Annotated in this window: 7 protein-coding genes and 1 pseudogene; 3 read left to right on the top strand and 5 right to left on the bottom strand. The window is 57.3% G+C overall.

Features of this window, described 5'->3' with window-relative positions; genetic code table 11:
* Positions 1-74 precede the first annotated feature (74 nt).
* Positions 75-1,226 (top strand): hypothetical protein, encoded by a 1,152-nt coding sequence (locus K3169_RS03355; RefSeq protein ID WP_263269950.1) that lies wholly within the window; start codon positions 75-77, stop codon positions 1,224-1,226.
* A gap of 289 nt (positions 1,227-1,515) precedes the next feature.
* Here the strand turns inward: K3169_RS03355 and K3169_RS03360 are convergent.
* Positions 1,516-1,605 (bottom strand): annotated as a pseudogene (locus K3169_RS03360) (peptide-methionine (S)-S-oxide reductase); the annotation flags it as partial.
* 321 nt (positions 1,606-1,926) lie between these two features.
* On the opposite strand from K3169_RS03360, the gene K3169_RS03365 reads away from it, so the two are divergent.
* Positions 1,927-3,000 (top strand): hypothetical protein, encoded by a 1,074-nt coding sequence (locus K3169_RS03365; protein WP_231675662.1) that lies wholly within the window; start codon positions 1,927-1,929, stop codon positions 2,998-3,000.
* A gap of 328 nt (positions 3,001-3,328) precedes the next feature.
* Here the strand turns inward: K3169_RS03365 and msrA are convergent, their stop codons facing one another.
* The 4 genes from msrA to aceE all read right to left on the bottom strand — a co-directional run bounded on the left by msrA (position 3,329) and on the right by aceE (position 11,948).
* Positions 3,329-3,991 (bottom strand): peptide-methionine (S)-S-oxide reductase MsrA, encoded by a 663-nt coding sequence (gene msrA, locus K3169_RS03370; protein ID WP_263269952.1) that lies wholly within the window; start codon positions 3,989-3,991, stop codon positions 3,329-3,331.
* Positions 3,992-4,180: 189 nt separating this feature from the next.
* Positions 4,181-6,874, bottom strand: coding sequence for a putative bifunctional diguanylate cyclase/phosphodiesterase (locus K3169_RS03375; RefSeq protein WP_255877638.1), 2,694 nt, complete (start codon positions 6,872-6,874; stop codon positions 4,181-4,183).
* A gap of 605 nt (positions 6,875-7,479) precedes the next feature.
* Positions 7,480-9,132 (bottom strand): dihydrolipoyllysine-residue acetyltransferase, encoded by a 1,653-nt coding sequence (gene aceF / locus K3169_RS03380; protein ID WP_263269954.1) that lies wholly within the window; start codon positions 9,130-9,132, stop codon positions 7,480-7,482.
* Positions 9,133-9,302: 170 nt separating this feature from the next.
* Complete coding sequence (gene aceE, locus K3169_RS03385) at positions 9,303-11,948, bottom strand: pyruvate dehydrogenase (acetyl-transferring), homodimeric type (protein ID WP_027901057.1); 2,646 nt, start codon at positions 11,946-11,948, stop codon at positions 9,303-9,305.
* A gap of 383 nt (positions 11,949-12,331) precedes the next feature.
* Here aceE and glnE point away from each other — a divergent pair, with 383 nt between their 5' ends.
* The gene (glnE, locus tag K3169_RS03390; protein WP_263269956.1) at positions 12,332-15,289 is read left to right on the top strand and encodes a bifunctional [glutamate--ammonia ligase]-adenylyl-L-tyrosine phosphorylase/[glutamate--ammonia-ligase] adenylyltransferase; all 2,958 of its coding nucleotides are present in this window, start codon (positions 12,332-12,334) and stop codon (positions 15,287-15,289) included.
* Positions 15,290-15,299 lie beyond the last annotated feature (10 nt).

Genomic DNA, 15,299 nt, shown 5'->3' on the forward strand with positions numbered 1-15,299 from the left:
AATACTGGGGTCGAAACCTCTGCGGATGCTTCTACGCTTGCGGTCAAATCCCCATTATTAATGTAGGTGATGCAATGGTTTTCCGAACTCAAGCTCCTCAAGAAATGGCTTCTCTCTCTATTGATAGCGTTTTTGATTCCCAAGGCGTCCCGGTGTCGGACGGCGGCTTCACCAGAGATCCCGCGCTTACGTTATCGGGTGCCGCAGTTGACACTGGGGTACTGGAGGTTTTGGAGAACGGCACTCGCAAAATCGTCGCCTGGCCTGAGAATGGTACGTGGTCGGCGCAAGTACAAATGACTGCAGTAGGTAGCCACAGCTTTACGGTACGTTCAATCGACAATGGCACCGAGTCTGAGCCGTGGGGGGTTATAGCAAGCTGGAACGAGCCGCTTATCGAAGGTGTTGTTGACTCTCAAGGCGTCCCTGTATCGGACGGTGGCTTCACCAGAGATCCTGAACTCATACTATCGGGCGCCTCAGTCGATACTCAGGTAATGGAGATTCTGGATAACGGCACCCGCAGGATCATGGTCTGGCCTGAAGACGATACGTGGTCAGCGCAAGTGGATCTGATAATAGCGGGAAGCCACAGCTTTATTGCTCGATCAATCGATAATGGCGCGGAGTCTGAGCCCTGGATGATCAACGCAAGCTGGAATGAGCCACGTATATTGGGTGTTGTAGATTCCCAAGACGTTTCCATACCTGACGGTGGATTCACCCGAGAACCTGAGCTCACCTTGTCGGGCGTCGCAGTTGGCACTCAGGTATTGGAGATTCTGGATAACGGCACCCGCAGGCTCATGGTCTGGCCGGAAGACGATACGTGGTCAGCGCAAGTGGATTTGATAACAGCGGGAAGCCACAGCTTTATTGCACGATCAATCGATACCGGTGCGGAGTCCACGCCCTGGATTGTCAGTGCAAGCTGGCACGAGCCGGTTATCGAAGGGGTTGTTGATTCCCAGGGTGTGCCTGTGCCGCACGGCGGTTCTACTCCCGATACGCTATTGACTCTTTCTGGAACGGTGGTTGATCAGACCAGGCCTGACGTCCTGGATATTCTGGATAACGATCTTCTGACGGTCAGAGCTTTTCCATTTGAAGGCGGTTGGGAAGCACAACTGCGAGGATTGACTGTCGGAGGCCACAGCTTTACTGCGCGATCAAACAACAATAGTGCAGTGTCTGAGCCTTGGGTGATTACAGTGACTACCTCCTGATTGCACAGGATCAACAACGATGTATTTCTCGGTGAATTCGGCCCCACAGGATCGCGGTGGGCTTGAGTCTGGCACCAACCCCGTGGGAGCGAATTCATTCGCGAAGGGGCCGATGCATCCGCAGCGTCTTTGTCGTCAGGAATAGCGCTTTCCCGAATGAATTCGGTCCCACAGGTTCTTCGTGAATTCAGATAGTTACGTGTTGTTTGATGACAGCGAACTTTTTTGCGAGGCGATGTTACTGATTACGCAAAACAAGCGCCTCGCTAACAAACTGTCTTTTACCCAATCAATTCCCCGCCAGACTCGGCGGCATGCACACACCGGTCCCGCCAATCCCACAATACCCCTGCGGGTTCTTGGCCAAGTAGTGCTGGTATAAACCTCATTATAGAGCACGGCTAACGTGCTGGTCGTCCCTGGCAGTGATTTCTCGGCTCACAGAGATAATGCTAGGTTACTTATCACGATAGCCGCTTTATTTCGATACGTTCTAAGTACTGTTATTTCTGACAGTATCGCGTTTTACCCTGTGGCTGTAACTTGAAGGCGGTTGAAGAATAATTGTGCTGTATTGATAAATGGCTACCCCCTGGTGATAGGGGACTTCGCTGACTAACGATGTCGTTTGTCAGTGAGTAAATTTCAAGTGGGTTGAGTGGCTTGCTCCTGGCGCCAACCTCACAGAAGGATATCTAAGATGACTGTCAATCATGTGAAACCTGAAGTTGTTGGAGCTGTTAATGGCGTACTAGTCATGTCCAGTCCTGTCAGCGCCGTGACGGTGCGTGTACTGTATGGGATGGCAAATACGGATCTCATACTCCTCTCATGGGATGGCCACGCGGATCTTGTCCTTCCCCAACAGGGCAATCCTGATGGAGAAGTCGGGTTTTCAGTCCCTCCCGCTGCTGTAGCGGCCGTTGTGGGCAAAACCATTGAAGTTTTTTACACGGTTATTCGTTCCGATGTCGCAGAACCGTCAGACATTCTTGCATTGAGCGTCCAGGCCGCAGCGGAGGTTCAACCTGTTATTACCGGTGTCACAGGTGCCAGCGGTAGCGTCGAAAATGAGGGCGAAACGATCGACACGGTGCTGACTATTAATGGTTCCGCAGGGGCGAACGTTAACCTTGATATCTGGGATGGATCCATGTCGGTGGGTGATACGCTGACGACCAATACTGGAAGCTGGTCGCTTACTTTCTCGGGCCTGACGCAGAGCTACCACAGAATCTCGGCAAAGACGGTAGGTGGAAATCTGATTTCTGAGCCGTGGGGCTTTACGATAGTGGCTAAACCCGTATCAGGATTCGAGGACTTTGAAGCAGCTTCAATCGGGCGGATAGATCATCAGATTACACTGGCATCGGGTTTGAAAGTAGGTCCCTATGCGCCCTACCATACACCTCCGTCTATCGGTAATAGTGGAGGGGCGCAAGGTGAACACGGTGTTAGGTTTCTATATATCACTGTCGACGGGGTTAAAGATGGAAGTGTGATGTGTATCTTGCCATCTTCCGGGGTGTTCAGAAAGGTGAGCTTTGCCATGTGGACTGTGTCTGGTAATGCCAGAAACTGTACCGTAAGTTGGCTTAACCAAACAGGAGCGATAGTCGATACTATTAAGATTGTAACGCCTGGATTGGGTGGGGGGACGTTTATCTTGAACTATACTGCTCGGTCAGGGAACGCTATAACAGGATTCGAGATGTGGACTAAGCAATATGAAAGTGGACGGCTCGCATGCGACAGTATTAGCTGGTCAGAGTAATGCGGCAGTATGGCCCTTAGTGTCAATAAGTCCATGGCGGTAGTTGGTCACTGTAAGAAAGTGGTTAGTGGCTGCCATTGCTGCGGCGACGTTCTTAATGCTGCGCATAGAGATGACTGACTTCGTATGACCTTATTTTCTCCGAGTGGGTTGTCCCCTATGTCTCGTCACACGCTACATCCTGTCAAATTAATGCTTCGGCCTGAGGATTAATCGTTGCTTTCCATAGCAACTCCTGTGGGAACGGATGTATTCGCGAAAGCCCCCGCGCATCTAGCGTCTGAAATACCGCTTTCGCGAATGAATTCGCTCCCACAGGATGACTAAATCAATTCCCCGCCAAACTCGGCGGCATGCACACACCCGTCCCGCCAATCCCGCAATAACCCTGCGGATTCTTCGCCAGGTATTGCTGGTGATAGGCCTCGGCAAAGAACACAGTCGGCGCTTCTTCGATTTCAGTGGTGATTTCACCCAGCCCGGCTTTGCTCAGCTCTGCCTGATACACGGCAGCGCTGGCCTTGGCGGCAGCGAGCTGTTCCGGGGTAGTGCAGTAGATCACCGAGCGGTATTGCGTGCCGATGTCGTTGCCCTGGCGCATGCCTTGAGTCGGGTTGTGCAGTTCCCAGAACTGAGTCAGCAGTTCGTCGTAGCTGACTTTTTCCGGCTCGTAGACCACCAGCACGACTTCAGTGTGGCCAGTCAGACCGGAGCACACTTCTTCGTAGGTCGGGTTAGGCGTAAAGCCACCGGCATAGCCGACAACGGTGCTGACGACGCCGTCCCGTTGCCAGAAGCGGCGTTCGGCACCCCAGAAGCAACCCAGGCCGAAAATCGCGAATTCCACGTTGGCGGTGAACGGGCCCAGTAGCGGGTTGCCGTTGACGAAGTGGGTTTCCGGCAGGGCCATCGGTGTTTCGCGACCCGGCAGGGCTTGTTCGGCAGTTGGGAGTACGTTTTTGTTCACAAGAATTTCCGAGCGTAGAGCCATGAACCTTTTCCTCATGGTGGGATGCGGGCAGGCCGCGAAGGTAATCAGGGCGCGACTCCGGTAGGAGCGAACTTGTTCGCGAGGCGGTGTCAGTTTCGCCGCCTCGCCAACAAGTTGCCTCCTACCGAGGGCGGCGTGATGTCAGTTAGCAGCAAGTGTGCCCCAAAAAAGCGGGCTGGGGGAAGTCTGTCAGGCCAACGGTCCGCGTGGGTAGCGGCGCAGCTTGTCGATCAGGTCCTGACCGGGGATGGGTTTGTCGAACAGGTAGCCTTGACCGACGTCGCAGCGATGGCGGCGCAGGAAGGTCAGTTGAGCGGCGGTTTCGATGCCTTCGGCGACCACTTTGAGCTTGAGGTTGTGGGCCATGGCGATGACTGCCGAGGTGATTTCCATATCGTCCTCATCATCCGGAATGTCGCGGATGAAGCTGCGATCGATCTTGATCACGTCGATGGGGAATTTTTTCAGGTAGCTGAACGATGAATAGCCGGTGCCGAAGTCGTCCATGGCCAGCGACAAGCCCATTTTTTTCAGGGCGTCCAGTTGCTGGCGGGTGTCTTCAGTAGCCTCCAGCAGCAGGCCTTCGGTCAGCTCCAGCTCCAGCAGGGAAGCATCGAGCTGTTCTTCTTTGAGGATCGCGGCGATTGCACTCACCAGCTCCGGGTCGGAGAACTGCTTGGGGGACACGTTGATCGCCACTTGCAGATTGCCGAAACCGGCTGCGGTCAGTTGTTTGCTCATGCGGCAGGACTGGCGTGCTACCCATTTGCCGATCGGGATGATCAGACCCGTCTCTTCAGCGACGCTGATGAACTGGTCAGGGCGAATCATGCCCTTCTCCGGGTGGTTCCAGCGCAATAGCGCTTCCATGCCGATCAGACGCCCGCTGAGCAGGCACAGCTTGGGCTGGTAGAAGACCTCCAGCTCGTTTTGCGTCAGGGCGCGGCGCAGGTTGTTTTCAACGAACAGTTTGTAGCTGGCCTCGGCATTCAGGGCTTCGGTAAACAGCTGAACCTGATGCTTGCCGTTGGCTTTGGCCTTGTGCAACGCAAGCCCGGCGTTTTTCATCAACGTCTGCGGATCACGACCATGTAACGGCGCGCAAGCCAGGCCTACGGAGCCGGTGACGCTGATCAACTGGTTATCGACGAAGATCGGCTTGTCCAGCGTTGCCAGCACCTGGGTGGCAATGCTCTGCCCGTCATCGGCCCCGGTCTGATCGAGCAGCACAGCGAATTCATTACTGGCAAAACGCGCCAACACGTCGCTGGGGCTCAGGGTGTTACGCAGGCGACGGGCCAGGCTGATCAGCAATTTGTCGCCGGTCTGGTGGCCCAGGCTGTCGTTGATGCGTTTGAAGTTGTCGATGTCCACCAGCAACAGGCTCATGGGCGTGTCGCTATCCCGGGTAAAGCGCTCGTCCAGGGTGCGAATGAACGCCGGCCGGTTGCCCAGGTTGGTCAGGTTGTCGGTGTAAGCCAGGCGCTCGATGCGCTGCTGAGCCAGTTTGCTCTGGGTGATGTCTTCGTAAATGCCGATGTAATGGGTCAACTCGCGGTTGTCGCCATACACCTTGGAAATCGACAGTTGCCCCCAGTAGGGTTCGAGGTTTTTACGACGGCTCTTGAATTCACCTTGCCAGCTGTTGCTGCTGGCAAGGCTGGAATTGGCGTCCTTGAGCACTTCGCTGAGGTTTTCCAGTGCGGGTAGCTCGGACAGCTTGTACCCGTGGACCTCATCGGCCGTGTACTGGGTGATTGCGGTGAAACTCGGGTTGACGTACTCGACCACGCCGTCGCAATTGACCAGCAGGAAGGCATTGGCGCTTTGCTCGACGGCGCGCTGGAATAAGTGCAGGGCGCTGGTGGCGGTGCGGCGGGTGTGGTTGTTGATGGCCTGGGCGAATTGATCCGCCAGCTCACCGGCAAAGGCGATTTCATCGGACTGCCAGGCGCGCGGTTCACCGGTTTGCTCCAGGCACAGCACCCCCATCACCTGGCCGTCGATGCGAATACTGGCGTCGAGAATGGCGCTGATGTCACGTGGCTTGAAGCTGGCGATCATCTCTTTGGTGCGCGGATCTTGCTGGACGTCGTGTGCATCGATGGCACGGCTGTTATGCAGTGCTTCGAGGTAACTCGGAAACGGGCTCGCGTCGATGGGGGCCGGCAGGTGGCTTTTTCTGTCTTCGCGACGATAGGCGGAAATAGGTTCAAGCATGTGGCCACTGAGGTACCACATGCTGGCGCAGGAGATGTTGTAGATCTCGCAGGCACTTTTAGTGATCAGCTCAGCCGCTTCCTGCAGCGCGTTATTAGTGCTGTAGCGCTGGCGGGCGAGGTGCAGGATCAGATTTTGCTGGGCGCGGACACGCTCCAGGTGCTCGAACTGCTCGCGTTGGGCTTGTTGATTGAGCTCAAGAGCGATTTGCAGGCGCGAGTTCTGGGTTTCCAGATCGGGGTTGGCGTACTGATCGGCGTCGATCTGCAGGCCATCAACGACCATCAGGTAACCGCGCAACAGGTGCCGATTGTGTTGCTTATAGCCTTCGCCCACTTCGACCACGCTGAGTGGGCCGCGGGCGGTGTGCAGGGTATAGCGCACGGTGTAATGCGGGGTTTCAGCCAACTGCAACTGAATGGAGTCGTGTACTTGATAGCGGGCTTCAGGTTCCATCAGGCTTGCGTAAGGCGAGCCCAATAAGGCGCAGAGTTCCACGGCAGCCAGGCCGAACTGTTTTTCACAGTTTGGATCGAGGTAGAGCAGCGCCCAATTGGCTTCATTAAGCCGCTCGAAACGCAGCATGCCGAGGCGCGAAGGCACCGGCAATTGCGTCACTACCTCGGCCGCCGTTCTACCGGCGGCATCGGGTTGGCTCTTCATGAAGGAACTCGCTTTCGGAATACTGAACGCGTGCGGGCGGGGCCCTTTCTGATTTCGCGTGTGGCAAGGTTGCATCATGCAGCACTGGCTGACAAGGGAGCGCGGTGGCTTAGTGCTATAAATGTTTGGCCATAATAGGCTGGTTGTATGCAGTTTATGAATTAAGCGCTCTAGATCAAGGCTTTGCCAGCGGTGGGGGAATATTCCGGATTAGCGGCATTTCGCCGCACTTTGCCAAATCGCGCACAAAAAAAGCCCCGCCAAGTGGGCGGGGTTGAGGTCGAGCGGTTTGGCTCGGTGAAACAGGTGGCTCTGGCGCCGCCCCTGTGGGAGCGGATTCATCCGCGAAGAGGGCGGCACATCCAGCAAATAATTGCCTGATACACCGCCTTCGCGAATGAATTCGCTCCCACAAAGGAGAGCGAGCACCCAGCCAGGCTTACAACAGGATCGTGCGGATATCAGCCAGCAGGTCGCTCTGGCGCCGCCCCTGTGGGAGCGGATTCATCCGCGAAGAGGGCGGCACATCCAGCAAATCATTGCCTGATACACCGCTTTCGCGAATGAATTCGCTCCCACCAAGGAGAGCGAGCACCCAGCCAGGCTTACAACAGGATCGTGCGGATATCAGCCAGCAGATCGCTCAGGCGCTTGGTGAAGCGCGCGGCGGCTGCGCCGTTGATTACGCGGTGATCGTAGGACAGCGACAATGGCAGCATCAGCTTCGGCTGGAAGGCTTTGCCATCCCAAACCGGCTGCATGGTTGCCTTGGAAACACCCAGAATCGCCACTTCAGGCGCGTTGACGATCGGCGTGAAGCCGGTGCCGCCAATGTGGCCGAGGCTGGAGATAGTGAAGCAGGCGCCCTGCATTTCGTTCGCTGAGAGCTTCTTGGTACGGGCTTTTTCAGCCAGTACTGCGGCTTCGGCAGCGAGTTGCAGCAGGCTCTTCTTGTCGACGTCCTTGATGACCGGTACCAGCAGGCCTTCAGGGGTATCAACAGCAAAGCCGATGTTGACGTATTTCTTGCGGATCACTGCTTTGCCGCTTGGTGCCAGCGAAGCGTTGAAGTCTGGCAGTTCCTTGAGCAGGAAGGCGCAAGACTTGAGCAGCAGAGGCAGGATGGTCAGTTTGACGCCTGCTTTCTCGGCAACGGCTTTCTGCGCAACGCGGAAAGCTTCCAGGTCGGTGATGTCGGCCTGGTCGAATTGTGTAACGTGCGGAATGTTCAGCCAGCTACGGTGCAGACCGGTGGCGCCCAGTTGCATCAGGCGGGTCATCGGCACTTCTTCGATTTCGCCGAAACGGCTGAAGTCGACTTCAGGGATTGGCTGGATGCCCGCGCCGCCGCTTGCGCCGCCCGCTGGAGCTTCCTTGGCCTTCTGCATCATGGCCTTGACGTAAACCTGCACGTCCTCTTTCAGCACACGGCCGTGTGGGCCGGTTGCGCTGACTGCGCTCAGTTCAACGCCGAACTCACGGGCCAGTTGGCGAACTGCCGGGCCTGCGTGAACCTTGGCGCCGTCTTTGGCCGGAGCTGCAGCTGTTTGAGCCGGCGCAGCAGTTGGAGCCTCTGCTTTTGGCGCAGCAGCCGGAGCAGCTTCAGCCTTGGTCGGTGCGGCAGCAGCAGGAGCGGCAGCTTGAGCAGGGGCAGCAGCAGGCGCAGCGCCAGCCACTTTCAATTTCAGGATCAGGTCGCCGGTGCCAACTTCGTCTTCGAGCTTGACGAGGATGGCTTCGACAACGCCTGCGGCTGGAGACGGGATCTCCATGCTGGCTTTGTCGGACTCCAGAGTGATCAACGATTGATCGGCAGTGATGGTGTCGCCGACCTTGACCATCAGTTCGATGATCTTGGCTTTGCCCGACGAACCGATGTCCGGTACGTGGATGTCCTGCACGGTTTCAGCCGCGGCAGCAGCTGGCTCAGCAGCAGGCGCTGGTGCAGCTTCAGCAGGCTTTTCGGCCGGTGCCGGAGCGGCAGCAGCAGGGGCAGCAGCTTCAGCAGGCGCAGCGGCAGCTTCGCCTTCAACTTCCAGCTCAAACAGCTCGTCGCCTTCTTTCAGGCGGTCGCCCAGCTTGACCTTCATGGTCTTGATGACGCCAGCCTTGGGAGCAGGAATTTCCATGCTCGCCTTGTCCGACTCGAGCGTCAGAACGCTCTGGTCAGCTTCGATGCGATCACCGACCTTGACCATCAACTCAATAACTTCACCTTCACCGTTGCCGATGTCGGGTACGCGAATTAGCTCACTCACAATGTCTCTCCTTCGGAGAACCTGTTCACTCTCGATTGCGCCGGGTTAGTCAGTTGCGACAAAACAGCTTTCGGATGCTCATTTAACGTTCATCAAAAACGGTAAATTCCGCATCTTCAGCTGCCTTGTCGCTCCTCGTTCAGCGCGTTATACGATCTCGAAGCAGACTCTTAACAATCCAGTGGGTTGCGTTTTTCAGGATCGATGCCGAACTTGACGATGGCTTCAGCCACAACCTTAGGTTCGATATCGCCACGATCAGCCAAGGCTTCCAGAGCGGCCAGCACAACGAAGTGACGGTCGACTTCGAAGAAGTTACGCAGTTTCTTGCGGCTGTCGCTGCGGCCGAAACCGTCAGTGCCCAAGACTTTGTATTCCTTGGTCGGAACCCACTGACGGATCTGGTCAGCGAACAGTTTCATGTAGTCGGTCGATGCAATCACCGGACCTTTACGGCCCGCCAGGCACTCTTCAACGTAGCTTACAGCTGGCTTCTGGCCAGGGTGCAGGCGGTTGCTGCGCTCTACGGCAAGACCGTCGCGACGCAGTTCGTTGAAGCTGGTCACGCTCCAGACATCAGCACCAATGTTGAATTCGTCACGCAGGATTTTCGCCGCTTCGCGAACTTCACGCAGGATGGTGCCCGAGCCCAGCAACTGGACGTGGTGCGCCGCTTCCTTGGTGTCTTCTTCGAGCAGGTACATGCCTTTGACGATACCTTCCTCGACACCGGCCGGCATGGCTGGCTGGGCGTAGGATTCGTTCATCACGGTCAGGTAGTAGAAAACATCCTGCTGTTCTTCGAACATCCGGCGCATGCCGTCCTGGATGATCACTGCCAGCTCGTAGCCGTAAGTCGGGTCGAAGGTGCGGCAGTTCGGGATGGTCGATGCCAGGATGTGGCTGTGACCGTCTTCGTGCTGCAGACCTTCGCCGTTCAGGGTGGTACGGCCGGCGGTGCCGCCGATCAGGAAGCCACGGGTGCGGCTGTCGCCAGCGGCCCAGGCCAGGTCACCGATACGCTGGAAACCGAACATCGAGTAGAAGATGTAGAACGGAATCATCGGCTGGTTGTGGCTGGAGTACGAAGTACCGGCAGCGATGAAGGAGGACATCGCGCCTGCTTCGTTGATGCCTTCTTCGAGGATCTGGCCTTTCTTGTCTTCGCGATAGAACATCACTTGTTCTTTATCGACTGGCTCGTAAAGCTGGCCGACGGAAGAGTAGATGCCCAGTTGGCGGAACATGCCTTCCATACCGAAGGTACGGGCTTCGTCCGGGATGATCGGCACGATGCGCGGGCCAACTTCCTTGTCCTTGACCAGTTGCGAGAGGATCCGCACGAAGGCCATGGTGGTGGAAATTTCGCGGTCGCCGGAACCGTCCAGGATCGCCTTGAGGGTTTCCAGTGGAGGAGTCGGAAGGCTGAAGCTTTCAGCGCGACGCTGTGGTACGAAGCCGCCCAGCGCAGCACGACGCTCGCTCAGGTAACGGGCTTCGGCGCTGCCTTCTTCCGGTTTGAAGAATGGCAGGGCTTCCAGCTGGTCGTCTTTGACCGGGATGTCGAAGCGGTCACGGAAGTGACGCAGGCTGTCGACATCGACTTTCTTGGTGTTGTGCGCAGTGTTTTTCGCTTCGCCAGCACCGGTACCGTAACCTTTGATGGTCTTGGCCAGAACCACGGTCGGTTGACCTTTGTGGTTAACAGCCTGGTGGTACGCCGCGTACATTTTGTACGGGTCGTGACCGCCACGGTTGAGTTTCCAGATTTCGTCGTCGGACAGGTCAGCAACCATCGCCTTGAGTTCAGGCGTGTTGAAGAAGTGTTCACGGACGAACGCGCCGTCTTTGGCTTTGTAGTTCTGGTACTCGCCGTCGATCACTTCGTCCATACGACGTTGCAGGATGCCGTCGACGTCCTTGGCCAGTAGTGGATCCCAGAAGCGGCCCCAGACTACTTTGGTCACGTTCCACTGAGCACCGCGGAATACGCCTTCGAGTTCCTGAATGATCTTGCCGTTACCGCGAACCGGGCCATCGAGGCGCTGCAGGTTGCAGTTGACGACGAAGATCAGGTTGTCGAGTTTTTCACGACCGGCCAGCGCGATGGCGCCCAGGGATTCCGGCTCGTCGGTCTCGCCGTCGCCCAGGAAGCACCATACTTTCTGCTTGCCTTCAGGGATGTAACCGCGATGCTCCAGGTACTTCATGAAGCGCGCCTGGTAGATCGCCTGGATTGGACCCAGACCCATGGATACAGTCGGGAACTGCCAGAAATCTTTCATCAGCCACGGGTGTGGATAAGACGACAGGCCTTTGCCATCGACTTCCTGACGGAAGTTGTTCATTTGTTCTTCGGTGATCCGGCCTTCCATGAACGCACGGGCGTAAACGCCTGGCGATGCGTGACCCTGGAAGTAGATCAGGTCGCCGCCGTGTTCGTCGGTCGGGGCCTGGAAGAAGTAGTTGAAGCCAATGTCATACAGCGTGGCGCTGGATGCGAAGCTGGAGATGTGACCGCCCAGGTCTGGGTCATTCAGGTTGGTTTTGACAACCATGGCCAACGCGTTCCAGCGGATCAGGGAGCGAATGCGGCGTTCCATGAACAGGTCGCCAGGCATGCGTGCTTCGTGAGTGACCGGAATCGTGTTGCGATAAGGCGTGGTGATGGCGTACGGCAGCTGCGAACCACTACGGGTGGCCAGCTCGCCCATACGGGTCATCAGGTAATGAGCACGGTCTTCGCCTTCTTTGTCGAGAACCGATTCCAGGGCGTCCAGCCATTCCTGGGTTTCGACGGGATCGAGGTCTTGCATGGCTTGCTCCAGGGCGGAAAGGCTTCCAGAATCGGTTGCCTGAGTGTTTGCGACTGGCCTTGTGGGCAGACGACATAAATTCTTGGATGACCGGCGGTTGTTCCGGCGGCGTGTAGTTTTACTACAAATCGTCGGCTATTTCAGCCTTTCGAACTGTAGGGGCAGTAGTAAAGCTACAGGGAAGCGTATAAAAGGTTCGTCATGTGTTGTGGGATAAAACGTTCCTGTTGGTTGAAAACAAACATATGCGAATCAAATCAGATGCTGGCTGCTACAAAATTAACTATCCCAGCAATTTATGACTTTTGTTCGACAGTCCTGTCAGTCGCTCGCAGGTTTTTTGCGCGCTACACAGCGCTTCGCACGCCGATCTAGGATAGACCATGAGCCTACCTTCGCTGGCCGATATTCCGGCCATCCTGCTGCCTTTAGTCTCTCGTGCGCAACAGACGTTTCGCACATCCCTTGTTGCTTCGTCGGACGGTGCTACGACATCTTTCGACGGCTGGCCTGATTCTCGTCGCGCAGCGTTCGACCGGGTTTGCGCAGCCAGTGACTTTGTCACCGAGCAGGTCTGTCGTGACCCTCATCTGTTGCTGGACCTCGCGGAATCCGGCGAGCTGGAGCGCAGTTTCGCTCCCGGTGAGCTGCGCGGGCAGCTCGCGGCAGCGGTGGCCGAAGCCGTCAGCGAGGACGAACTGGGGCGTAATCTACGTCGCCAGCGTGCGCGGCAGCAAGTGCGGATTATCTGGCGCGACCTGACCCGGCAGGCCGATCTGGTGGAAACCTGTCGCGATCTGTCCGACATGGCTGATGGCTGCATCGACCTGGCTTACCAATGGTTGTACGAGCGCCATTGCCAGCAGTTCGGCACGCCTACGGGGCGGCGCAGCGGCGAAGCGCAGCAGATGGTCATTCTGGGCATGGGCAAGCTGGGCGCGGTGGAGCTGAACCTTTCGTCGGACATCGACCTGATCTTCGCTTATCCGGAAGGCGGCGAGACGGTGGGGGTCAAGCGCCCACTGGATAACCAGGAGTTTTTCATCCGTCTGGGGCAGCGTTTGATCAAGGCGCTGGACCCGATAACCGTCGACGGCTTCGTGTTCCGCGTTGACATGCGCCTGCGGCCTTACGGTTCATCCGGGGCCTTGGTGCTGAGCTTCAATGCGCTGGAGCAGTATTACCAGGATCAGGGCCGGGACTGGGAACGCTACGCGATGATCAAGGCCCGTGTCGTGGGCGGCGATCAGGCGGCGGGCGAGCAGTTGCTGGATATGCTGCGGCCGTTCGTCTATCGCCGCTATCTGGATTTTTCGGCCATTGAAGCGCTGCGCACCATGAAGCAGTTGATTCAGCAGGAAGTGCGCCGTAAAGGCATGGCGGAGAACATCAAACTGGGTGCCGGTGGCATTCGCGAAGTCGAGTTCATCGCCCAGGCGTTCCAGTTGATTCATGGTGGACGGGACTTGAGCCTGCAACAGCGCCCGCTGCTTAAAGTGCTGCGCACGCTGGAAGGGCAGGGTTACTTGCCTGCTGCGGTCATCGACGAATTGCGTCAGGGCTATGAATTCCTGCGTTATACCGAGCATGCCATCCAGGCCATTGCCGACCGACAGACGCAAATGTTGCCTGAGGATGAAAAGGATCAGGCCCGAATCGCCTTCATGCTGGGTTTTGCCGACTGGAAGAGCTTCCACGAACAGTTGATGCATTGGCGCGGGCGGGTGTCGTGGCATTTCCGTCAGGTCATCGCGGACCCCGATTCTGATCCGGACGACGAACAGCAGGAAGAAGCCGAGGTGGTGGTCGGCGTGGAATGGTTGCCGTTGTGGGAAGAGTCCCAGGACGAAGACGCCGCCTGCCGCCAGTTGCTGTCAGGCGGGTTCGTTGATGCAGATAAAGCGCTGAAGAACCTCAACGATTTGCGCAACAGCTCCCAGTTGCGCTCCATGCAGCGTCTTGGCCGTGAGCGACTGGATGCATTTATTCCGCGTTTACTGGCGCAGGCGGTCGAACACGACAATCCCGATCTGGTGCTTGAGCGTGTACTGCCGTTGGTTGAAGCCGTCGCCCGGCGCTCTGCGTATCTGGTGCTGCTCACCGAAAACCCTGATGCACTGCGTCAGTTATTGACGCTGTGCGCCGCCAGCCCGTGGATTGCCGAGCAAATTGCGCGCTTCCCGTTGCTGCTTGATGAGTTGCTCAACGAGGGCAGACTGTTCAACCCGCCGCAAGCTCTGGAGCTGGCTGCGGAGTTGCGCGAGCGTCTGACCCGAATCCCCGAGGATGACCTTGAACAGCAGATGGAGGCCTTGCGTCACTTCAAGCTGGCGCACCGTTTGCGCGTGGCAGCATCGGAAATCACCGGCAGTCTGCCTTTAATGAAAGTCAGCGATTACCTGACCTGGCTGGCCGAGGCGATTCTTGAACAGGTGCTGGCGCTGGCGTGGCGGCATACGGTTGCGCGCCACGGAACGCCGTCGCGGCCGGATGGCAGCCTGTGTGATCCGGGCTTTGTCATCGTCGGCTATGGCAAAGTCGGTGGCATCGAGCTGGGTCATGGTTCGGACCTTGATCTGGTGTTCATCCATGATGGCGACTTGCAGGCTGAAACCGATGGCGCGAAACCGATTGATAGCGCGCAGTTCTTTACGCGTCTGGGGCAGCGGATCATTCACTTGCTGACCGCGCAAACCAACTCCGGCCAGCTGTATGAAGTGGACATGCGCTTGCGCCCGTCTGGCGCATCAGGGTTATTGGTCAGTTCGCTCGGGGCTTTTGCCCGCTATCAAGAAAATGAAGCATGGACGTGGGAGCATCAGGCTCTGGTCCGCGCACGGGTGCTGGTGGGCAGTCGGGAAGTAGGGCAGGCATTTGAAGGTGTGCGCGCGTCGGTGCTGGGCCGCGAACGGGATTTGCCCAGGCTGCAGCAGGAGGTCAGCGAGATGCGCGCCAAGATGCGTGGCAGCCTCGGCACCAAGGTTACGGCGGCCGGTACGGCGGCAAATGCCTTCCTGGCAACAGTGCCCTTCGACCTCAAGCAGGATGCCGGTGGTATCGTCGATATCGAATTTATGGTGCAATACGCGGCCTTGGCGTGGTCCCGGGAGCATCCGGCACTGCTGCGTTACACCGATAACATTCGTATTCTAGAAGGGCTGGAAGAGGCCGGGCTGATCCCCGCCAGCGACGCCAGCCTGCTACGCGAGGTCTACAAGATCTACCGCTCGGCCGCTCACCGTCAGGCCTTGCAGAACCAGGCCGGTGTCGTGCCAGGGGATCAGTTTGAAACCCAGCGCCGCGAAGTGATGCGGGTCTGGGGGGAGATGGGGTTGAGTTGATCTGAGGTCC

This window comes from Pseudomonas phytophila (assembly GCF_025643095.1).
In the GTDB taxonomy this organism is placed as follows: domain Bacteria; phylum Pseudomonadota; class Gammaproteobacteria; order Pseudomonadales; family Pseudomonadaceae; genus Aquipseudomonas; species Aquipseudomonas quasicaspiana.